Origin of the sequence: Ponticoccus litoralis (assembly GCF_039769985.1) — a bacterium.
Lineage (GTDB): Bacteria > Pseudomonadota > Alphaproteobacteria > Rhodobacterales > Rhodobacteraceae > Ponticoccus > Ponticoccus litoralis.
Map to the genome: position 1 here is coordinate 7501 of NZ_JBDNCH010000002.1, position 19526 is coordinate 27026.

Sequence of the window (19526 nt, forward strand, 5' to 3'; positions counted from 1 at the left end):
CAAACTGTGCTACTGGCAGCGCTACGGCCATGTCGCCGCCGTGATCCTGGGCCTTCTGGCATTGCTGGTGCCGCAGCGCATCCTGCTGTGGCTGGCAGCGCTGGGGGCCGGGTCCAGCGCGGCGGTCGGGATCTATCACACCGGGGTAGAGCGCGGCTGGTGGGAAGGGCCCTCGACCTGCACCTCTGGCCCGGTCGCGGGGAAATCCGTCGACGCCCTGCTGAACGACATCATGGCAGCCCCCATGGTGCGCTGCGACGACATCGCCTGGGAACTGGCAGGCCTGTCGATGGCCAGCTGGAACGTCCTTGCCTCGACCGTCGTCACCCTGTGCTTCGTGGCGGCGGCCAACCGGCTGCGCGGCTGACCCGCCGCGCCCGGGGCCCTGCCCCCGTGGAACAAGCGGCGTGACAGCACCGGGTCCCTCTGGCACTACGGGCGCCAGAGGACATCTGCCGGACCCGCGCCCATGACCAACAGCCTTGCCATCGCTCTCGGGCTTGCCATTGCCGCCTTCGTGGCCGCCGATCTCCTGCTCTTCGACGGCACCAACCTGCTGTTCCTCGCCCGCAAGCTTTATTGGCTGATCGACTGGCTCGCCTTCTGGCGCTGACCCGGTTTCGCGGTTGACTCCGCGGCTTGCGAATGCATGTTAGCGATAACGGAATTTCCGATCGTCTTTGGCGCGCACTTCGGCAAGGCTGAAGGCGCGCCAAACGTCATCTGACCTGCAAGAAGGGAGCCTTCCATGACAGTCAAAGTCGCCATCAACGGTTTCGGCCGGATCGGGCGCAACGTGCTGCGCGCCATCATCGAATCCGGTCGCACCGACATCGAGGTCATCGCCATCAACGATCTTGGCCCGGTCGAGACCAATGCCCACCTGCTGCAGTATGATTCCGTTCACGGTCGCTTTCCGGTGGCGGTCACCCATACCGAGGACACCATCGACGTGGGCCGCGGCCCGATCCGCGTGACCGCGATCCGCAACCCGGCAGAGCTGCCTTGGTCGGATGTCGACGTGGTCATGGAATGCACCGGCATCTTCACCTCGAAGGAAAAATGCCAGGCGCATCTGGAAAACGGGTCGAGCCGCGTGCTGATCTCGGCGCCCGGCGCGGATGCGGACAAGACCATCGTCTACGGCGTGAACCACGACACCCTGACGGCGGAAGACCTGATTGTCTCGAACGCCTCCTGCACGACGAACTGCCTGTCGCCGGTGGCCAAGGTCCTGAACGACGCCATCGGCATCGAGAAGGGCTTCATGACCACGATCCACAGCTACACCGGCGACCAGCCGACGCTGGACACGATGCACAAGGATCTCTACCGCGCCCGGGCGGCGGCCCTCTCGATGATCCCGACATCGACCGGCGCGGCCAAGGCGGTGGGCCTCGTGCTGCCCGAGCTGAACGGCAGGCTCGACGGCGTGGCGATCCGGGTGCCGACGCCCAATGTCTCGGTCGTGGACCTGACCTTCAACGCCGCGCGGGCAACCTCGGTGGAAGAGATCAACGAGGCGATTCGCGCAGCGGCGGAGGGACCGCTGAAGGGCATCCTGGGCTATACGGACAAGAAGCTGGTCTCGGTCGACTTCAACCACGATCCGCATTCCTCGGTCTTCCACATGGACCAGACGAAGGTGATGGAGGGCACTATGTGCCGCATCCTGTCCTGGTACGACAACGAGTGGGGCTTCTCGAACCGCATGAGCGATACCGCCGTGGCCATGGGCAAGCTGATCTGACAATCCCGGTCCGACGGACCCAAGGGGGTTTCGCCGCGGCGGGGCCCCTTTTCGTTTCGCCGCGCTTCGCGCGTCGACCGGCTGGGGGCTCTGCCCCCCGGCCTGCGGCCTTCCCCCGAGGTATTTCCAGGACCAAAGAAGCCCGGGCGGGCCGCGCCATGATCGGGGGCAGTGCTTCAGTGATGGGGTCGGCCTTGATGGCGCAGCCCTCGTGCTGCGCGGCAGGGGCGCTGTCCGTGGCGCCGGAGCATCGGGGGCAGCGAGGACGAGGATGGGCCCGTGTACCGGATGCCGCCGCCGCTATGGCGACCGCGCGCGCCTTCGCCGTATCGACCAAGGGATGCGATGCCATGGGCGCGGGCGGCCCGCAGGCATCCGCCATCCCGCCCGGCATGGCGGGCCGGGCCCGGGCCTCAGCCCTTCGGCTTGCCGTTCTTTGCCGCGAGGGCGTCGCGCACGGCGGGGCTGACGAATTTCGACACGTCGCCGCCGAGCCGCGAGATCTCTTTCACCAGCTTGGAGGCGATGGCCTGATGCCGGGCCTCGGCCATCAGGAAGACCGTCTCGACGCTGTCGTCCAGCGCGCGGTTCATTCCGACCATCTGGTATTCGTATTCGAAATCCGCCACCGCGCGCAGGCCGCGGATGATGATCGTGGCCCCCACGTCGCGGGCGCAGTCGATCAGCAGGTTCTCGAAGGGGTGAACCGGGATCTCTGTTCCGGTCTCTTCCGCGATCCTGCGGGTTTCCCGCTCGATCATGGCGACACGCTCTTCGAGAGAGAACAGCGGGCCCTTGTCGCGGTTGATCGCGGCGCCGATCACCAGCCGGTCGACCAGAGACGCCCCGCGCCGGATGATGTCGAGGTGCCCAAGCGTGATCGGATCGAAGGTTCCGGGATACAGGCCGATGCGCATGGTCGGGCGCTCCTCCTAGGCTGTGGTCGCATTTCAACGCACGCAACTATATTGCGCGCGCCAATGCAAGGTGGAAACGACAGCCCCGGTTCCCTGCGCCGGTCGGTTCGGGGTCTCAGTGCCCCATGATCATGCCTTCGAGGGCATCCTTTTCCATCGCCAGTTCCGACAGCCGCGCCTTGACCACGTCGCCAAGGGTGATCAGGCCGATCATCCTGCCGTCTTCGACCACCGGCATGTGGCGAAACCGTCCCTCTGTCATCTTGGCGAGGATCGCGTCGGCCAGCTCGGCGCGCGTGCAGGTGACCAGCTCGCGGGTCATGTAATCGTCGACCTTGTCGGACAGGCAGCCTGCCCCGACCTTGGCAAGAACCCGGACGATGTCGCGTTCCGACAGGATGCCTTCGGCGGTGCTGCCGTCGCTGGAGATCACCACCGTCCCGATCCGTTTCTCCGCAAGGATCTGCGCCGCATCGGCCACAAGGGTGCCCGGCTTCACGGTATGGACGCCATCCGTACCCTTGCTCTTCAGGATTTGCTGCACCTGCATGTCGGGACCTCCTTGCGTTCGATGCCCATGGAACAAGCGTTGCCCGCGCCCCCCTCCTGTCAAGTAGCCGAAAGTCCTGCGTTCTGCCCTGAACCACCCCGGGGACCGGCCTGCGCCGCGCTGCCGGTTGCGGCGGCATCCACCGCCGCCTCGAGCCGGGAAAGTTCGCGGCGCAACCCCTCCAACAGGGCGGCGGCAAAGCGGTTCATCCGGTCGAGCCGCCGGTCGTCCTCGTGCCGGACAAGGTAGAAGGACCGTTTCAGGCTGACCGCGTCGCGCAGCACCGGGCGCAGCCCCGGCGCCGAGGGCAAGGCGAAATCATGCACGATGCCCAGCCCGGCCCCCTGCCGCAACCACTGGAACTGCACCGAGACAGAGTTCGAGGCGAGGGCGACGCGGCGCAGCCCCAGCGCATCGAGGTAATCCAGCTCCTTGTCGAAGATCATGTCGGGGATATAGCCCACCATGCGGTGCCCCCGCAGATCCCCGACGCCGTGCAACGGGGCGTTGCGGGCCAGATAGGCCTCGCTTGCCGCAAGGTGCAGGCGGTAATCGGTGATCTTCTGCACCACCAGCCGCCCGGCGGTGGGGGCAGAGACGGCAATGGCCATGTCCGCCTCGCGCCGCGACAGGTTCACCACCCGCGGCAGCGCAAGGATCTGCACCTCGAGGTCGGGGTTCTGGGCCGCGATCTCTGCGCAGACCTGCGGCAGCAGGAAATTGGCGCAGCCGTCCGGCGCGCCGATGCGGATCTGCCCCGACAGCCCCTCGGAGCGTCCGCGCACCGCTTCGGAGGCCGGGGAAAGCGCCTGCTCCGCCGCCTCGGCATGGGGCACCAGCCGCGCCCCCGCCTCTGTCAGCGCGTAGCCCTGCGGCGACTTCACGAAGAGCGGCAGGCCCATGTCCTGTTCCAGCCGCGCCACCCGGCGGCCCACCGTCGCCGGGTCCATGCGCAGGGTCCGGCCCGCTGCCGACAGGGTCTCTCCACGAGAGACCGCGAGGAAGATCCGCAGGTCGTCCCAACTGTCTGCCATGTCGCCCCCTTTGCAGAAATGCAAAACCTCTTTGCCATTTCTCCGCTTTTTCCGGCATTCCTGCAAGGCTACGGTTTGCGCGACCACCAAGGAGGACCCCCATGACCGAACTCACCAACTGGATCGACGGCGCCCGCAAGGCCTCGGCCTCTGGCCGTTTCAGCGATGTCTACAACCCCGCGACCGGCGAGGTTCAGGCCAAGACCCCCCTGTCCACCGTCGACGAGCTGAACGACGCCGTGGCCCGCGCCGCCGAGGCGCAGAAGGGATGGGGCGCCACCAACCCGCAGCGCCGCGCCCGCGTGATGATGAAGTTCGGCCAGCTCATCAACGAGCACATGGACGAACTGGCGGAACTGGTCAGCCGCGAACACGGCAAGACCCTGCCCGACGCCGAGGGCGACGTGCAGCGCGGCCTTGAGGTGGTCGAGGTCTGCATGGGTGCGCCGAACATGCTGAAGGGCGAGTTCACCGACGATGGCGGCCCGGGCATCGACCTCTATTCCATGCGTCAGCCGCTGGGCGTTGTTGCGGGCATCACGCCCTTCAACTTCCCCGCCATGATCCCGCTGTGGAAGATGGCCCCGGCGCTGGCCTGCGGCAACGCCATGATCCTCAAGCCTTCCGAGCGCGTACCCTCGACCGCGCTGCGCCTTGCGGAACTGATCAAGGAGGCGGGCCTGCCCGACGGCGTCCTGCAGGTGGTGAACGGCGACAAGGAAGTGGTCGACGCGATCCTCGACAACGAGGACATCGCCGCCGTGGGCTTTGTCGGCTCTACGCCGATCGCGCAGTACATCTATGGCCGCGCGGCAGCCAACGGCAAGCGCGCACAATGCTTCGGCGGCGCCAAGAACCACATGATCATCATGCCCGACGCCGATATCGACAAGGCCGCCGACGCGCTGGTGGGCGCGGGCTACGGGGCCGCCGGCGAACGCTGCATGGCAATCTCGGTCGCGGTGCCCGTCGGCAAGGAAACCGGCGACAAGCTGATCGAGGCGCTGGTGCCGCGCGTCGAGAAACTGCGCGTCGGCCCCTACAACTCGGACCAGGAGATGGATTACGGCCCGGTCATCACGGCGCAGGCCAAGGCGCGCATCGAGGGCCTGATTGCCTCGGGCGTGGATCAGGGTGCCAAGCTGGTGATCGACGGTCGCGGGATGGAACTGCAGGGCTACGAGAACGGCTTCTTCTGCGGGCCGTCGCTGTTCGACGACGTGACGCCGGACATGGATATCTACAAAGAAGAGATCTTCGGCCCGGTCCTGTCGACCGTCCGCGCCGAAAGCTACGAGGACGCGCTTAACCTGGTGATCGACAACCCCTATGGCAACGGTACGGCGATCTACACCGCCGACGGCGACACCGCCCGCGACTTTGCCCACCGGGTCAATGTCGGCATGGTCGGCATCAACTTCCCGATCCCGGTGCCGCTGTCCTACCACACCTTCGGCGGCTGGAAGAAATCGGCCTTCGGCGACCTCAACCAGTACGGCCCCGACGCCTTCCGCTTCTACACCAAGACCAAGACCGTCACGGCGCGCTGGTTCTCGGGGATCAAGGAAGGCGGCGAGTTCAACTTCAAGGCCATGGACTGACCGGCCCAGGACATCGGGCCCAAGATATCGGGCCCGGGACATCCGGCCCAGGACAACGAAAGGGGGCGCCTGCGGGCGCCCCTGCCCGTTTCGGCGGCTGCAAAAGGGCCACGGCGGAAACATGCCTCTCCGAAAGGGCCGCCCGGCAGCACAGAGCGGCGGGCAGGCACAAGCCGCCCTTGGCAGCCGCCCGCCCCCGCGCTAGACCCGGCAGGCACCCCAACAGGAGCCCGCATGAAGATCGCCATAGCCACCTCCGACTACTTCGTGCCCGGCGAAACCTTCATCAACCGCCACATCGCGGAGATGTTCGGCGGCAACACCTGCGTGATCTGCGAGCCGCCACAACGGTCAGGACCCGCTGGGCAAGCCGCTCTTCGTGCGCCGGGCGCCGCTGTCGCTGCCCGACCGCCTGGCGATGCCCTTCGCCGCCCTGCGCGGCGCGGCCCTGCACGGCACCTCGCGGCTGCCCTTCGGCGCGGGCCGCAAGGCGCTCGCCCGGTTCCTGCGCGACCAGAAGGCCGATGCGATCCTTGCCGAGTTCGGCACGCAGGCGCTGGTGGTGGCAGAGCTCGGCAACGAGATGGGCCTGCCGGTCTTCACCTACTGGCGCGGCACCGATGCCTCCGCCGCGCTGCGCTCGGGGCAGCGGGTCCGGTCCTACCGGCTGATGATGCCGCGCCTCGCCGGCATGTTCTCGGTCAGCCGGTTCCTGCTCGACAACCTCGCCGCCCATGGCGTGACGCATCCCAACGCCCATGTCGTGCCCTCGGGCGTCGACATCACCCGCTTCACACCCGGCTGGAAACGCCCGGGCAGCTTCCTCGCCGTGGGCCGCATGGTCGAGAAGAAGGCCCCCGAGGTGACGCTCCGCGCCTTCGCCCGCGCCGCAAAGGGCCGCGACGCCCATCTGACCTTCATCGGCGACGGCCCCCTGCTGGAGCCGAACAAGGCGCTCGCCCGGGAGCTCGGCATCGCCGGTCAGGTCACATTCACCGGCGCCCTGCCCCACGACCGCGTCCGCGAACACCTTGAAACCACGGAAATCTTCCTGCAGCACTCGGTCACCGCCGGGAACGGCAATACCGAGGGCCTGCCCACCGCCATCCGAGGAGGCGCTGGCCTGCGGCTGCATCACGCTCTCGACCCGCCACGCCGGCATCCCCGAAGCGGTGGAACACGGCGTCAACGGCCTGCTGACCGAGGAATGGGACGAAACCGGCTTTGCCGCCGCCATCACGCGGATCCTCGACGACCCGGCCCGCGGTACCATGGCCCGCGCCGCCCGCGCCACCGCAGAGGCGAAATTCGACAATGCCAAAGGCCTCGCCAGGGTCGAGGACATCATCCGCGCCACCGTGCAGGCGCGTTAGGCCCCGCTTCTTCAGGCCCCCGCTTCTTCTGTCCCCAAATATCCTCGCCGAAGGCACCGCCCCCACCTCCGCCGCCACGGGCAAAGACAAAACGCGCCGGCGCCGCAAACGCCCACCCGAGGACAAGGCCGCAGGCCGCCGGACGAGAGATCCTGCGCGCGCCTGCGCGCTCCGTCAGGTCACCTGCGGGCGGGTCAAAGACAGGCCGCCGGGTCAGACCCGGTAGAGCGCCAGCACCGCGTTCAGGCCGCCGAAGGCAAAGGCATTGGACAGCACCACGTCGACCTTCGCCTCGCGCGCCACATTGGGCACCACGTCCAGCGCGCATTCCGGGTCAGGCTCTTCGTAGTTGATCGTGGGCGCGATCACGCCCTCGTTCAATGCCATGAGGCAGGCCAGAAGCTCCACCGCCCCGGTGCCGCCGATGCAATGGCCATGCATCGACTTGGTCGAAGAGATCAGCAGGTCGTCCGCATGGGTGCCGAAGACATCCGCCACAGCCGCGCATTCGGTCTTGTCGTTGGCCGCCGTGCCGGTGCCATGGGCGTTCACGTAGCCCACCCGCTCTTTTGCGATGCGACCGTCCTTCAGCGCCAGCTCGATGGCCCGCGACGCGCCCTGCTTCGAGGGCATGACGATATCGGCGGCATCCGAGGTCATGGCAAAGCCCAGCACCTCGCCGAGGATCGTGGCGCCCCGGGCGCGGGCGTGTTCGTATTCCTCGAAGACGAAGATCCCGGCGCCCTCGCCCTGCACCATGCCGTTGCGGGTGGCGGAGAACGGGCGGCAGGCATCCTTGGACATGACACGCAGGCCTTCCCATGCCTTGATCCCGCCAAAGCACAGCATCGATTCCGAGCCGCCGGTGATCATCGCCGTGCACATGCCGGACCGCACCATCTGGAAGGCCTGCCCCATCGCGTGATTGGACGAGGCGCAGGCGGTGGCCACGGTGAAGGACGGGCCGCGCAGGTTGAACTCCATGCTGACATGGCTGGTCGCGGCATTGTTCATCAGCTTCGGCACGACGAAGGGGTGAACCCGGTTCTTGCCCTCTTCGTAGACCGCCCGGTAATTCTCGTCCTGCGTGGTCAGCCCGCCGCCCGAGGTGCCCAGCACCACACCGGCGCCGGTCGAGAGGTCGCCCTTGAACTCCAGCCCCGACTGCGCCACCGCCTGCCGCGCCGCGATCAGCGTGAACTGGGTGAAGCGGTCGTAAAGCGCAAGCTGCTGGCGGTTGAAGACGGAATCCGGCTCGAATCCCTTCACCTGCCCGCCGATGCGGATGGCCAGGCGCTCGACGTCGCGGAATTCCAGTTCCGAGATGCCGCACCGGCCTTCCTTCATGGCCTCATAGGTCGCGGGCACGTCCTGCCCAAGAGCATTGATCGTGCCCGCGCCGGTGATGACGACTCGCTTCACGCGCGTTGCTCGGCGATCAGCTTCTCGATCCCGGCCACGATATGCCCGACCGAAGAGATGTCGAAATCAGACTCGGTGGGATCGTTGGCGTTGAAGGGCACCGAGATGTCAAAGCTCTCCTCGATGGCAAAGATCGACTCCACGAGGCCCAGCGAGATCGATCCCGAGATCCTCGGGCGTGCTTTCCATCGTGACGTCTGACGGCTCCAGCATCGCCTGTTCGGCGATGATCTCGATCACCTTGCCTTTGACATCCATGCGCGCGCCTCGCCTGTTAAGGAATTTGAGGCTGATTTAGTCATTCCCCGAGGCTTTTGAAACCGCTTTCTTGAGGTCGGCCACCTCGCGGAACAGCCGAGGCAGGCGACGCAGGCCCTTGTAGGCCTCGACATGGCTTTCCATTTTCATGGCCGGATAGCCCAGCATGACACGCCCCGCGGGCACGTTCGACAGCACCACCGTCGCGCCACCCAGAATGGCCCGGTCGCCGACGCGCAGATTGTCGCTGATTCCGACCTGACCGGCCATCACCACGTTGTCCCCGATCACCGAGGACCCAGCCACCCCGACCTGACCGCAAAGCAGGCAGTCGCGCCCGATCACCACGTTGTGGCCAACGGTCACGAGGTTGTCGAGCTTGGTGCCGCTGCCGATCATCGTATCGCGCACGGTGCCCCGGTCGACGGTGCTGTTGGCGCCGATCTCGACGTCGTCGCCGATCGTCACGGCGCCAAGGCTGGCGATCCGCGCCCAGGACTGGGCGCTGTCGGTGCCTTCCTCGCCAAGGCTTTGGCGCGCCTTCTCGACCCCCGACAGTTCCGGCGTGACGAAGGAAAAGCCGTCGCCGCCGATCACCGCGCCGGGCTGCGCGATGAATCGCGCGCCGATGCGGACGCGGGCCATGATCCGCACGCCCGCATGCAGCAGCGCGCCTTCGCCAAGCGTTGCATCCTCTCCGACGAAGACCTGCGGCCCGATCACCGACCCCGCACCGATGCGGGCGCCGCGCCCGATCACCGCAAGCGGCCCGACGCTGACGTCAGCGCCCAGTTCGGCGCCCGGGTCGATCACCGCAGAGGGATGCACGCTCGCGGCATAGCCCGGCCCGCGATCCATCATCGCCGTCAGGGCCGACATGGAAAACCGCGGGCGCGGCGGCAGGATCGCCGCCTCCAGCCCCAGCGCGCGCCAGTCGGCACCGGCCCAGAGGAACCCGGCCCGCGCGGCGCCGTCCTTCAGCGCCTCGGCGTATTTCGGCGTGGACGCCATGGCAAGCTCGTCGGCGCGGGCCGACTGCGGCTCTGCCACCCCGGTCACGGTCAACGCGCCATTGCCCTCGGCGGTCAGGCCAAGCGCCTCGGCGATCTGCTGGATTGTGTAGGTCATGGCACCTCCGTCGGCTTTACCGGCGGAGGCTTAGCTTTGACCGGCCCGCAGGACCACCCCCTCGTTGGCCAGCGCGCGCCAGATCGCCGCGTCCCGGTTGTAGACGTCGGGACGGTAGTTCACCTGCCCCTTCGCCTGCGTGAAGGCGGTGCGGTAGATCAGGTGCACGGGCACGGGCTGCTCCGAGGTTGACCCGGGTTTCGCGCCGGGTGTTCAGGATACCGTGGAAATAGCTCTCGGGGTTGTCGACCTGCTTGGCCAGCAGCGCGTAGGCGAAGTCATGCGGATCGTCGAGGCGGATGCAGCCATGGCTGTAGGTCCGCACCGGCTGCGAGAACAGGTGCTGTGTCGGCGTGTCGTGCAGGTAGATGTTGTAGCGATTCGGGAACATGAACTTGACCGACCCCAGCGCGTTCTTCGGACCCGGTCGCTGGCGCATGTTGAACGGGAAGCTGCGCGCGGAATACTGCGAGAAGCCATGCGCACGGTTCACCACCTGCCCCGAGGCGGTGACCACATCGATATGCCCGACCGAATAGGGGTTCGAGCGCAGCAGCGGCAGGTATTCCCCGACGACGATCGAGCGCGGCACGTACCACGACGGGTTGATGACCATGTGATCCATGACGTCCGAGAACTCCGGCGTCTGCCGGTCGGCGGCACTGGTGGCCGATCACCGACCTGGTCTCGAAGGTCAGCTTGTCGTCATCGATAATCTGCGCGTGATAGTCGACGAGGTTCACCAGGATGTGCCGCTGGCCCTTGCCCTCGGGCAGGTTCAGCCAGCGCTCGCGCTCCATCGCCACCATGATCGACCGCAGCCGCTCTTCGGGGGCGGTGTTGATCTCGCGCATGGTGCTGGTGCCGGCAACGCCGTCCGGCTCCAGCCCGTGATCGGCACTGGAAGTCGCGGACCGCGGCTTCGATCCGGTCGTCGTAGGTCGCGCTCAGCGAGGGCCGGAGATAGCCCATCGCCACAAGCCGGTTGCGCAGCGCCACAACCGTATTGCCGGACTCGCCCGGACGCAGGCTGGATGTCGGGACGACAGACCCCCAGCCGCCATGCTGAAGCCGGTGCTCCAGCCGCAGCTTGGCCTGCATCAGACGCGTGTATTCGGGGCTGGAGGGCACGAGCATCCGGAAGACGGATTCCGGCGGCTGGGTCGACAGCAGGGTCAGAAGCTCTTCCGAGGAGCGCCGGGGCGCCTTGCGCTTGATCAGCGACGAGGCCTTGCCCGGCTCCAGGACACCGGATTGCAGGTCGTGGGCGAATTGCAGGAAGGTGCGGGTCAGTTCGATTTCCAGCAGGCCGCGATCCCGCCCGCCCGAAACCCCGGCAAGGCGCTCCATCAGGCGGTCCGGATCGTAGCGCCCGCGCGGAAGACCATGATCGTCGGCCAGCGCAAAGGCCTCGATCAGGGCCAGCCTGCGGGCGCGGTCCGCCTCCGAGGACCCGGTCCAGATCGGCTCGAGATCCACGGGCGCGGTAGAAGGCTGCAACGCCCTCGTCCTCGCCGATGGTCTCGGCCACGGCACTGGGCATAGGCGGTGATCTTGACCGAGATTCCGTCGTCCTGCGCCAATCCCGCCGTGGCCCCGGCGAGGCCGAAAGCCAGGGCCGCGACCGTTGTGCGCAGCGCCGTCCTGATCCTGATAACTGTCATCAAACCGTCCCGTCTTTTCTGTTCCGCCCCTTAAGGCAATGATTAGAGCGCCAATTCCCGCTGTCTACTCACAAATCAGACAGGTTCAAAGCCGGACTCGCGAAACCGGCGGGGGCGGCAAAGGTGTCACAGGTGTCGCACCCATGCGCAGGAACCCGCCAGTTGCCCCTTGATCTCTAGAATGCGTTACAAAACGTCCTTTTTAGGTCCGGCGATTCGTGCCATACAGAGTCACGGCATCTGGGGATAGATGGCAGACGGCGCACAACGATGCGCGCAATCGAACAGGTAACCAGCGACCACGGGACAGGCGCTCACATGGCAGACATGAACTCAGGCAGCATTTCGCGGCGCGCACTTCTTGGCGCATTCGCCGCGACCACCGTCACCGCAGCACCGACCTTCGCCAATGCCGCAGGCTTCCTGCGCGGCGCCGGCGATATCCGACGGATCCGGATGTATTCGGGTCGCACGGGCGAGCGGATCGACATGATCTACTGGATCGAAGGGCATTACCTTGCCGACGCGATCAAAGAGGTCAATTTCTTCATGCGCGACTGGCGGACCAATGACGTCAAGAACATCGACGCGCGGACAATCGACCTGATGTGTGCGTCGCACAACCTTCTCGACTGCTCGGAACCCTACATGCTGATCTCGGGCTATCGCAGCCCCCGGACCAACGCGATGCTTCGGTCGAAGTCTTCCGGTGTGGCGAAGAATTCGCGCCACCTGCGTGGCGAGGCCGCCGATCTTCGCCTGTCCTCGCGCTCTGTCAGCCAGATGGCACGCGCAGCCGCAGCCTGTCAGGCCGGCGGCGTTGGCCGGTACTCCGGCTCCAATTTCGTCCATATGGATTGCGGTCCCGTCCGCACCTGGGGCTCCTGAAGCAGGCACCTGCCCTTCCGAGATCCCCTTACCGAACATGTCCCAAGGCGCCCGCGTGGCGCCTTTTCATTGCCTCCTTCCGTTCCGCACCGCCTTTATGCCATGGCAGCAGCATCGGCGGCAGTCGTGAATACCTGACTGATGGGTAAACGCGCGCAAAGCGCCACCGTTCCCGGCGACGCAGAAAAAATTTACTTCTGGAGGAGGGAAAGTGGCGCGGTTGACGGGGCTCGAACCCGCGACCCCCGGCGTGACAGGCCGGTACTCTAACCAACTGAGCTACAACCGCGCTTTAACCACGGGACCAAGAGGGGACAGCGATGGCGCGGTTGACGGGGCTCGAACCCGCGACCCCCGGCGTGACAGGCCGGTACTCTAACCAACTGAGCTACAACCGCATCGCTGCCGCCCGACCTCGGTCGTGGCGTGAGAGGCCTTCTATGCGCAGCCCCCGGCCCCGTCAAGCGCTTTCCCGACCGAAATTCAGCGAAAGTTTCGCGGCACGCAAATTGGCCCGTGTCCCGTCTGCAACGCTCATTCTCGCGGCTGAACCCTGACGGCCCGCAAAGCTTGAGTTTTCACCATTCGGGAAGTTTTCTCGGACTGTCTGCGACTGCCAACAATCCCCCGGGACGACCTGCCATGACTGAACTTGCACGACGGACGCTGCTGACCGGCGGCCTGGCGGCGGGCGCGCTGTGCACGCCCACCCTTGCCCTTGCCCGTCCGGTCGTCACATTGCCGCCGGACGTGGCGCAGCGCGACGCCGCCACCGTGATGGCGGTGCGCACCAACGCGCCGGTCGTGGCGATGACCTTCGATGACGGCCCGCACCCGCGGCTGACCCCCGTCCTGCTGGACATCCTCAAGGCGCGCGGGCTGCGCGCCACCTTCTACCTGATCGGCAACCGTTGCGTGACATGGCCCGACATCGTCCGCCGCATCGCGGCGGAGGGCCACGAGATCGGCAACCATTCGTGGTCGCACCCGGACCTGTCGCGCCACTCCGACGAAGCCGCCATGGACGAGATCGACCGCACGACGGATACGATCTTCAAGATCACCGGGCGCCCGCCGGTGACCTTCCGCCCGCCCTACGGCGCCTTTACCCGCCGCCAGCGCCTGATGCTGTACCAGGCGCGCAACCTGCCGACGATCCTGTGGTCCGTCGATCCGCAGGACTGGCGCCGCCCCGGGGCCAGCGTCGTCTCCAGCCGCATCCTCAAGGGCTCGCGCCCCGGCGCCATCATCCTCAGCCACGACATCCAGAGCGGCACGGTCAAGGCCATGCCCGCGACGCTGGACGGGCTGACAGAACGCGGGCTGAGGTTTGGCACCGTCAGCCAGATGATGGGCTGGCCGCTCTGGCAAGACCGCCGCTTCCGCAGGGTCAGTACGCAGGGGTGACGCCCCGGCCCCAGGATGACGCAGGGGCCGCTTCGGGCAAATTACCGGTCATTATTAACAGGGTCTGCTATGTTTGGCAGGACTGGGTTCTTTCAGGAACCCGTAGCACGAGGTCCAGGCACCCTTGAGCAGCATTCGTGATCGGACCATTCAACTCATCGACATCGGTGGCTTGGAATATGCGCTCGGCCCCGGAGAACTGCTGTTCCTGCTCCGGCACAATGCCTCTCGCCTTTATCTGCTCTGCGTCTATGCGCTGCTGGTCGTGACCGATGCGCCGGGGCTGCTCGGACAGGTGGCCATACCCGTTCTTCTGGCGCTCTGGCTTCTCATGCTGGCGCTGTTCCTCGGGACATTCTGGTGCATCCTGTTCGCCATCGCCGCCGCCCAAAGCCGCCTTGGCCTCTGGGAAACCCCTGCCCCGCTGATCACGGTACCGTCGCGATTCTGCCCGGCACCTTTGCCGGAGAGCACATCATGGCCGCCCTGATCGGGGGCACGGACCATCCGCAGTTTTTCCCGCAGGTGATCTTCTATTTCATCACGGTACGAGGTCTTTGGCATCCTGTTCCTGAAATTCGTCCGCCCGGTGATCGAGGCCAAGGCCCGCGAGGCCGACCGCCACATCGTCATCGGCGCGGCGCCGGTGCCGCTGTCGCGTCTGCGGCACATCGAGGCGCGCGAACACCACGTCCACGTGACGCTCGACGGCGAAAGCCTGACCCAGCGCGCCCGGCTGGGCGATATCGTCGCCCAGACCGCGCCCGAGGACGGCTTTCAGCCGCATCGCTCGTGGTGGGTTGCGGCACAGGCCGGGGGCCGCACGGAAAAGGACGGGTTGAAGCATGTCCTGCAGCTGCAGGACGGCACCCGGATACCCGTCGCGCGCACCCGCGTCGACGAGGTGCGAGACTGGCTGGAACGCCACGCCTGATCCGCCGCCACGCGCTGCCGCCGCCCTTGTTCCACCCTTGTCGCGGGGGGCCTCTCTTGCTACCCCTCGGCCCCGACAGACAGGAGCTTGTGCATGTCCGAGACCTCTGAACCCACCGCCGGTATGATCCGCTTTGGCTGGGAGGAATGGGTCGCCCTGCCCGACCTAGGCCTGCCCGCGCTGCGCGCCAAGGTCGACACCGGCGCCCGCACCTCGGCGCTGCATGCCTTCGACATCGAAACCTTCGGCCCGTACCGCGGCCCCCAAGGTGCGCTTTACGGTGCATCCGGTCCCGGGCCGCGACGACCTGGTGATTCCCTGCTCGGCCCGGATCGTCGACCGGCGCACCGTCACCTCGTCGAACGGCGAATCCGAAAGCCGCTACGTCATCGCCTCGACCCTGCGGGTCGGCGAGGAAAGCTGGCGGATCGAACTGACGCTGACCGACCGGTCCGGCATGAATTCGCGGATGCTGCTGGGGCGCGAGGCGCTGAAGGATCACATCACCATCGTCGCCACCGACCGCTTCCAGCAGCCAAAGCTGTCCTACGACGTCTACTCCACCGCCCGCGTCCGCCATGCCGCGCCGAACCGCGCCCTGCGGGTGGCGGTGCTGTCGCGCGAGGACAACTATTCCACCCGCCGTCTGGTCGAAGAGGGCGAAGAGCGTGGCCATACGGTCGAGGTCATCGACACCACGCGCTGCTACATGGCGATCAACGCGCTGTCCCCAGAGGTGCATTACGACGGCAAGCGCCTGCCCCGCTACGACGTGGTGATTCCGCGCATCGGCGCCTCGATTACCTCTTACGGCACCGCCGTGATCCGCCAGTTCGAGACCATCGGCACCTTCTGCGTCAATGGCTCGGACGGCATCACCTCCAGCCGCGACAAGCTGGCCGCGCACCAGATGATGGCACGCCACAAGATCGGCATGCCCAACACCGCCTTTGCCGCCTCGCCCAAGGACACCCAGTCGCTGATGCGCCTTGTCGGCACCGCGCCGCTGATCGTGAAGCTGCTGGAATCGACCCAGGGCAAGGGCGTCGTGCTGGCCGAGACCAAGAAGGCCGCCGAATCCGTCATCGACGCCTTTCGCGGCCTGAAGGCCAACTTCCTCGTGCAGGACTTCGTCAAGGAAGCCGCCGGAGAGGACATCCGCTGTCTCGTGGTCGGCGGCAGGGTCGTGGCCGCCATGAAGCGCACCGGGGCCGATGGCGATTTCCGGTCCAACCTGCACCGGGGCGGCTCGGCCCAGGTGGCGCGGATCACCAAGGAAGAACGCGAGACCGCCGTGCGCGCCGCCCGCGCCTTCCGCCTGAACCTGGCCGGGGTGGACCTGCTGCGCTCGGAAACCGGGCCGAAGGTGCTGGAAGTGAACTCCAGCCCCGGGCTCGAAGGCATCGAAACCGCCACGCACAAGAACATCGCCGGCCTGCTCTACGAGCACATCGAGGCCAAGGTCCGCCCCACCCCTGTGCGGGCGCGCAAGACCATGGACAGCGAATAGCGCCCCCTTTACCCGACCCGCCTCTTTTCCTATATGATTGGTCAGGATTTCAGCCCGAGAGGACGGCCATGACCGAACAGAGCCCGCAGATGGAAGGCGCGCCGCTGATTGCGCCCTCCAGCACCGACCATCCCCTGTACGAGCAGGTGGTGGAGGCCTGCAGGTCGGTCTACGACCCCGAGATCCCGGTCAATATCTACGACCTCGGGCTGATCTATACCGTCGACATCACCCCCGAATCCGACGTGAAGATCATCATGACCCTCACCGCCCCGGGCTGCCCGGTGGCCGGAGAGATGCCGGGATGGATCGTCGACGCGATCGACCCCATCGGCGGTGTCAAAAGCGTGGACGTCGAGCTGGTCTGGGATCCGCCCCGGGGCATGGACATGATGTCCGACGAGGCCCGGCTGGAGCTTGGCTTCATGTAAACGGTCCCGGCGCGGGCGCGCGCCGGACCCGCAGGCCGCCACAACTGGCGCCCCCTTGAGGTCGTGCCTGCTTGGACCTACCTTGAGAGTGAGCGCAAACAGAGGTTTCCCATGTTCGGCATTCCCGGCAAGCAGGCCGTGACCATGACGCCCAAGGCGTCGCAGCAGATCCGCAAGCTGATGGAGCGGGACGGCGCAAGCGCCCTGCGCATCGGCCTGAAGAAGGGCGGCTGCGCGGGCATGGAGTATACGATGGACTTCGTGGAAACCCCTGACGACAATGACGAAATCGTCGAACAGGATGGCGCCCGCGTGGCCATCGCGCCGATGGCGCAGATGTTCCTTTTCGGCACGGAAATCGACTATAAGACCTCGCTTCTGGAATCCGGTTTCACCTTCCAGAACCCGAACGTGACCGATGCCTGCGGCTGCGGCGAGTCGATCAAGTTCAAGGATGTGGCAGAGCTTCAGGCCGAACGCGAAGGCTGACCCATGGCCCTGTCGGAGGAGGATCGGGCCTATGTTCACGACCTCTTCTCCGGGCTTGGAGAGCTGTCCACCCGCCGCATGTTCGGCGGCCTCGGGATCTACCATCGGGGGCAGATCTTCGCCCTGATGCTCTCGGACGGCGCGCTTCTGATCAAGGGACAGGGCGCCTTCATCCAGTATCTGGAAATGATGGGCTGCGACCAGTGGCGCCATCGGCGCGCGAGCGGCAAAGAGGTCTTCATGCCTTATTGGTCGCTGCCGGACCCGGCCCGGGACGATCCCGAAGAGGCGGTTGCCCTCGCCAAAGAGGCCCTCCGGCATCTGGAATAGATTTCCCATTTTCTAACAGAGTCTTGCAAGACGAACCTCGCCCGAAACATCATCGGCGGCGCTGGCCAGCCACCGGGGCACCGCGTCGCCGAAAGATCGCGGTAAAAGGGGCGGCGCCGATCCGCCCCTTTCGCCCCGAGCGGCGAAAGATCCCGTGTCCGGATCCCGCCACCTCTCCCTTTTTATCAATCGCTTAGGCTGCGGCCTTCGCCTTTTCCGCGTCGAGTTCCTCGGCGGCGCGCGCGCTCGGCGCGGCCTGACAGCGCGCCAGCCAGTCGGTGATCGCGGAATGCTCCGCCGTCCCGCCCGGCAGGAACGGGAAGGAGGACGACGCAAGGATGTCTGCGGGGGTCAGCCGTTCCCCCATCAGGAAAGGGCGCCCTGTCAGGGCCTCTTCCAGTAGCGCCAGCGCCCCATCCATGTCGCGATAGCTGTCGCGCAACAGGGGATGCTGGAATCCCGCGATCTTCAGCAGCACCAGCGGCTCCAGCACCGCCCCGCTCCAGGCCATCCAGGCCAGCATGGCGCCATGCTCGGGCGTGCCGGGACGCGGCACCGTGCGGGCTGCCTCTTCCGGGAACACGGCCATCAGGTGCTCCATGATCGCCGAGGTCTCGCGGATGGCGACACCGTCATGCACCAGCAGCGGCACCTTGCCCTCGGGGTGCGGGTTGGCCGCGTCGCGGGCACCGCTGCCGTCGCCACGACGGATCTGCACGATCCGCAGGTCTATCCGGTCGGAAATCCCCATCAGCTCGATCAGCTGCACGATCCGGGTCGAGCGGGAAAAGGGGGCGTGGTAAAGGGTCAGCATGGTCTTGTGTCCTTTCGCGGCAAATGGTTGACCTGCCCGCACAGTCGCAGAGGCCCCTGACGGAAAACGGCTGGAGCCTTCGCCGTCTTTCGCGGTCAGAGTGCCGCGCCAATGCCGACCGGCCTTGACGCCGCCCCTGCCCCCGCAATGATGAGGCCAAACCCACGAGAGGAGAAATGGATGCGCAGGAAACTGGCAGCCGGGAACTGGAAGATGAACGGAACGCGGGCCTCCCTGTCCGAAATGGCCGCGATGGAGGGCATCGCCGGCGACGCGACGGACGTGCTGATCTGCCCGCCCGCCACGCTGATCCACGAGGCCGCCTCCGCGGCCAAGGGCGTGTCGATCGGCGGACAGGACTGCCACGCCGAGGCCTCGGGCGCCCACACCGGCGACCTGTCGGCGGCGATGCTGGCCGACGCCGGCGCCAGTCACGTGATTCTCGGCCATTCCGAGCGCCGCGCCGATCATGACGAGCACAACGAACACGTCCGGGCCAAATGCAGGGCCGCCCGGGAGGCGGGTCTGGTGGCGGTAGTCTGCGTCGGCGAGACGCTGGAGCAGCGCGAGGCGCAGAACACGCTCGACATCATCGGCGGGCAGCTGGCGGGCTCGATCCCGGACGGCGCAACGGGGCTGAACCTGGTGGTGGCCTACGAACCGGTCTGGGCCATCGGGACCGGCAAGGTGCCGACGACGGATCAGATCGGGGATGTGCACGACTTCATGCGCGCGCGGCTGGAACGCCGCTTTGGCGCGGGGGTGGGCCGGTCGGTGCGGCTGCTCTACGGCGGATCGGTCAAGGCCTCCAATGCGGCAGAGATCTTTGCGGTGTCCAACGTGGACGGCGCGCTGGTCGGCGGCGCAAGCCTGAAGGCGGTCAGACTTCGTGCCGATCATCGAGGCGCTGAACGCCACACCCTAGGGCACAGGGGTCCCGTTCAAGGCGGGAAAGGGCCTTCGAAGGCCCTTTCTCAAGCCGGTTCGAACCGGCTTTCGCGCCCCGGTCCCCCGGAGGCGCCCGCA

Annotated in this window: 21 protein-coding genes, 2 tRNA genes and 4 pseudogenes (1 of these 27 running past the window's edge); 15 read left to right on the top strand and 12 right to left on the bottom strand. The window is 66.6% G+C overall.

All coding sequences use genetic code 11. The annotated features are described in order from the left end of the window. From ABFB10_RS00950 to gap, 3 genes are all read left to right on the top strand, one after another. On the top strand, positions 1-367 hold the 3' portion of the coding sequence (locus ABFB10_RS00950; protein WP_347164958.1) for a disulfide bond formation protein B. 104 nt of this gene lie to the left of the window's left edge; 367 of the gene's 471 nt are visible here — the last part of the coding sequence; the start codon falls outside the window, past its left edge; the stop codon is at positions 365-367. Between the two features lie 102 nt (positions 368-469). Next, positions 470-613, top strand: coding sequence for a hypothetical protein (locus tag ABFB10_RS00955; protein ID WP_023850128.1), 144 nt, complete (start codon positions 470-472; stop codon positions 611-613). A 135-nt stretch (positions 614-748) separates the two neighbouring features. Then, complete coding sequence (gap, locus tag ABFB10_RS00960) at positions 749-1750, top strand: type I glyceraldehyde-3-phosphate dehydrogenase (RefSeq protein WP_347164959.1); 1002 nt, start codon at positions 749-751, stop codon at positions 1748-1750. A 413-nt stretch (positions 1751-2163) separates the two neighbouring features. On the opposite strand, the gene coaD is transcribed toward gap, so the two are convergent. The 3 genes from coaD to ABFB10_RS00975 form a co-directional block, all read right to left on the bottom strand. Next, positions 2164-2667, bottom strand: a complete 504-nt coding sequence (gene coaD / locus ABFB10_RS00965) for a pantetheine-phosphate adenylyltransferase (RefSeq protein ID WP_347164960.1) — start codon at positions 2665-2667, stop codon at positions 2164-2166. Between the two features lie 115 nt (positions 2668-2782). Beyond that, entirely contained in the window at positions 2783-3217 is a 435-nt protein-coding gene (locus ABFB10_RS00970) for a CBS domain-containing protein (protein WP_347164961.1), read from the bottom strand. A 59-nt stretch (positions 3218-3276) separates the two neighbouring features. Next, a complete protein-coding gene (locus tag ABFB10_RS00975) occupies positions 3277-4251 on the bottom strand; it encodes a LysR family transcriptional regulator (protein WP_347164962.1) in 975 nt (324 codons plus the stop codon). A 101-nt stretch (positions 4252-4352) separates the two neighbouring features. Between ABFB10_RS00975 and ABFB10_RS00980 the strand changes: the two genes are divergently transcribed. Continuing rightward, the gene (locus ABFB10_RS00980; protein WP_347164963.1) at positions 4353-5852 is read left to right on the top strand and encodes a CoA-acylating methylmalonate-semialdehyde dehydrogenase; all 1500 of its coding nucleotides are present in this window, start codon (positions 4353-4355) and stop codon (positions 5850-5852) included. 286 nt (positions 5853-6138) lie between these two features. On the opposite strand, the gene ABFB10_RS23905 is transcribed toward ABFB10_RS00980, so the two are convergent. After that, a complete protein-coding gene (locus ABFB10_RS23905; RefSeq protein WP_430522979.1) occupies positions 6139-6762 on the bottom strand; it encodes a hypothetical protein in 624 nt (207 codons plus the stop codon). Here ABFB10_RS23905 and ABFB10_RS00985 point away from each other — a divergent pair. Both ABFB10_RS00985 and ABFB10_RS23910 read left to right on the top strand, forming a co-directional pair. Next, a pseudogene (locus ABFB10_RS00985) lies at positions 6691-6897 on the top strand (glycosyltransferase); the annotation flags it as partial. The gene ABFB10_RS23905 and the pseudogene ABFB10_RS00985 sit on opposite strands and share 72 nt — an antisense overlap. Next, on the top strand, positions 6884-7225 hold the full coding sequence (locus tag ABFB10_RS23910; protein WP_430522980.1) for a glycosyltransferase: 342 nt from the start codon (positions 6884-6886) through the stop codon (positions 7223-7225). The pseudogene ABFB10_RS00985 and the gene ABFB10_RS23910, both read left to right, overlap by 14 nt. 213 nt (positions 7226-7438) lie before the next feature. On the opposite strand, the gene ABFB10_RS00995 is transcribed toward ABFB10_RS23910, so the two are convergent. From ABFB10_RS00995 to ABFB10_RS01015, 5 genes and pseudogenes are all read right to left on the bottom strand, one after another. Beyond that, entirely contained in the window at positions 7439-8647 is a 1209-nt protein-coding gene (locus ABFB10_RS00995) for a beta-ketoacyl-[acyl-carrier-protein] synthase family protein (RefSeq protein WP_347164965.1), read from the bottom strand. Further along, positions 8644-8905: pseudogene (locus ABFB10_RS01000) on the bottom strand (acyl carrier protein). The gene ABFB10_RS00995 and the pseudogene ABFB10_RS01000 overlap by 4 nt, the downstream one beginning before the upstream one ends. Before the next feature lie 36 nt (positions 8906-8941). Beyond that, positions 8942-10033, bottom strand: a complete 1092-nt coding sequence (gene lpxD / locus ABFB10_RS01005) for a UDP-3-O-(3-hydroxymyristoyl)glucosamine N-acyltransferase (protein WP_347164966.1) — start codon at positions 10031-10033, stop codon at positions 8942-8944. Between the two features lie 16 nt (positions 10034-10049). Continuing rightward, entirely contained in the window at positions 10050-10658 is a 609-nt protein-coding gene (locus ABFB10_RS01010; protein ID WP_347164967.1) for a L,D-transpeptidase family protein, read from the bottom strand. Between the two features lie 80 nt (positions 10659-10738). Next, positions 10739-11533, bottom strand: a complete 795-nt coding sequence (locus tag ABFB10_RS01015; RefSeq protein WP_347164968.1) for a L,D-transpeptidase scaffold domain-containing protein — start codon at positions 11531-11533, stop codon at positions 10739-10741. 482 nt (positions 11534-12015) lie between these two features. Between ABFB10_RS01015 and mepK the strand changes: the two genes are divergently transcribed. Beyond that, a complete protein-coding gene (gene mepK, locus ABFB10_RS01020; RefSeq protein WP_347164969.1) occupies positions 12016-12585 on the top strand; it encodes a peptidoglycan L,D-endopeptidase MepK in 570 nt (189 codons plus the stop codon). Positions 12586-12797: 212 nt separating this feature from the next. On the opposite strand, the gene ABFB10_RS01025 is transcribed toward mepK, so the two are convergent. Then, positions 12798-12874 (bottom strand) — tRNA-Asp (locus ABFB10_RS01025). Between the two features lie 32 nt (positions 12875-12906). Beyond that, positions 12907-12983 (bottom strand) — tRNA-Asp (locus ABFB10_RS01030). A 244-nt stretch (positions 12984-13227) separates the two neighbouring features. Here ABFB10_RS01030 and ABFB10_RS01035 point away from each other — a divergent pair. The 7 genes and pseudogenes from ABFB10_RS01035 to ABFB10_RS01065 all read left to right on the top strand — a co-directional run bounded on the left by ABFB10_RS01035 (position 13228) and on the right by ABFB10_RS01065 (position 17686). After that, complete coding sequence (locus tag ABFB10_RS01035; protein ID WP_347164970.1) at positions 13228-13992, top strand: polysaccharide deacetylase family protein; 765 nt, start codon at positions 13228-13230, stop codon at positions 13990-13992. A 124-nt stretch (positions 13993-14116) separates the two neighbouring features. Next, the gene (locus ABFB10_RS01040) at positions 14117-14482 is read left to right on the top strand and encodes a hypothetical protein (RefSeq protein WP_347164971.1); all 366 of its coding nucleotides are present in this window, start codon (positions 14117-14119) and stop codon (positions 14480-14482) included. 99 nt (positions 14483-14581) lie between these two features. After that, positions 14582-14926 carry a LytTR family DNA-binding domain-containing protein gene (locus tag ABFB10_RS01045; RefSeq protein ID WP_347164972.1) on the top strand — a complete coding sequence of 115 codons (345 nt, stop codon included), beginning with the start codon at positions 14582-14584 and terminating at the stop codon, positions 14924-14926. Between the two features lie 123 nt (positions 14927-15049). Further along, positions 15050-16436, top strand: a pseudogene (rimK, locus tag ABFB10_RS01050) (30S ribosomal protein S6--L-glutamate ligase). 68 nt (positions 16437-16504) lie between these two features. Continuing rightward, positions 16505-16867 carry an SUF system Fe-S cluster assembly protein gene (locus tag ABFB10_RS01055; RefSeq protein WP_347164973.1) on the top strand — a complete coding sequence of 121 codons (363 nt, stop codon included), beginning with the start codon at positions 16505-16507 and terminating at the stop codon, positions 16865-16867. 111 nt (positions 16868-16978) lie between these two features. Further along, positions 16979-17356, top strand: a complete 378-nt coding sequence (locus ABFB10_RS01060; protein WP_206565313.1) for a HesB/IscA family protein — start codon at positions 16979-16981, stop codon at positions 17354-17356. A gap of 3 nt (positions 17357-17359) precedes the next feature. Continuing rightward, positions 17360-17686: a TfoX/Sxy family protein gene (locus ABFB10_RS01065; protein WP_347164974.1), complete on the top strand. Its 327-nt coding sequence runs from the start codon at positions 17360-17362 to the stop codon at positions 17684-17686. A gap of 193 nt (positions 17687-17879) precedes the next feature. Here ABFB10_RS01065 and ABFB10_RS01070 read toward each other — a convergent pair whose 3' ends face one another. Next, positions 17880-18500, bottom strand: a complete 621-nt coding sequence (locus tag ABFB10_RS01070) for a glutathione S-transferase family protein (protein ID WP_347164975.1) — start codon at positions 18498-18500, stop codon at positions 17880-17882. A 180-nt stretch (positions 18501-18680) separates the two neighbouring features. Between ABFB10_RS01070 and tpiA the strand changes: the two are divergent. Next, positions 18681-19425: pseudogene (gene tpiA / locus ABFB10_RS01075) on the top strand (triose-phosphate isomerase). The last annotated feature ends 101 nt before the right edge of the window (positions 19426-19526 follow it).

Excerpts from the sequence above, each read along its gene's own strand:
- ABFB10_RS00955 (WP_023850128.1), top strand. The coding sequence starts at position 470 with ATGACCAACAGCCTTGCCATCGCTCTCGGGCTTGCCATTGCCGCCTTC.
- gap (WP_347164959.1), top strand. The coding sequence starts at position 749 with ATGACAGTCAAAGTCGCCATCAACGGTTTCGGCCGGATCGGGCGCAAC.
- coaD (WP_347164960.1), bottom strand. The coding sequence starts at position 2,667 with ATGCGCATCGGCCTGTATCCCGGAACCTTCGATCCGATCACGCTTGGG.
- ABFB10_RS00970 (WP_347164961.1), bottom strand. The coding sequence starts at position 3,217 with ATGCAGGTGCAGCAAATCCTGAAGAGCAAGGGTACGGATGGCGTCCAT.
- ABFB10_RS00975 (WP_347164962.1), bottom strand. The coding sequence starts at position 4,251 with ATGGCAGACAGTTGGGACGACCTGCGGATCTTCCTCGCGGTCTCTCGT.
- ABFB10_RS00980 (WP_347164963.1), top strand. The coding sequence starts at position 4,353 with ATGACCGAACTCACCAACTGGATCGACGGCGCCCGCAAGGCCTCGGCC.
- ABFB10_RS23905 (WP_430522979.1), bottom strand. The coding sequence starts at position 6,762 with ATGGGCGTCGCGGCCCTTTGCGGCGCGGGCGAAGGCGCGGAGCGTCAC.
- lpxD (WP_347164966.1), bottom strand. The coding sequence starts at position 10,033 with ATGACCTACACAATCCAGCAGATCGCCGAGGCGCTTGGCCTGACCGCC.
- ABFB10_RS01010 (WP_347164967.1), bottom strand. The coding sequence starts at position 10,658 with ATGGATCACATGGTCATCAACCCGTCGTGGTACGTGCCGCGCTCGATC.
- mepK (WP_347164969.1), top strand. The coding sequence starts at position 12,016 with ATGGCAGACATGAACTCAGGCAGCATTTCGCGGCGCGCACTTCTTGGC.
- ABFB10_RS01035 (WP_347164970.1), top strand. The coding sequence starts at position 13,228 with ATGACTGAACTTGCACGACGGACGCTGCTGACCGGCGGCCTGGCGGCG.
- ABFB10_RS01055 (WP_347164973.1), top strand. The coding sequence starts at position 16,505 with ATGACCGAACAGAGCCCGCAGATGGAAGGCGCGCCGCTGATTGCGCCC.
- ABFB10_RS01060 (WP_206565313.1), top strand. The coding sequence starts at position 16,979 with ATGTTCGGCATTCCCGGCAAGCAGGCCGTGACCATGACGCCCAAGGCG.
- ABFB10_RS01065 (WP_347164974.1), top strand. The coding sequence starts at position 17,360 with ATGGCCCTGTCGGAGGAGGATCGGGCCTATGTTCACGACCTCTTCTCC.
- ABFB10_RS01070 (WP_347164975.1), bottom strand. The coding sequence starts at position 18,500 with ATGCTGACCCTTTACCACGCCCCCTTTTCCCGCTCGACCCGGATCGTG.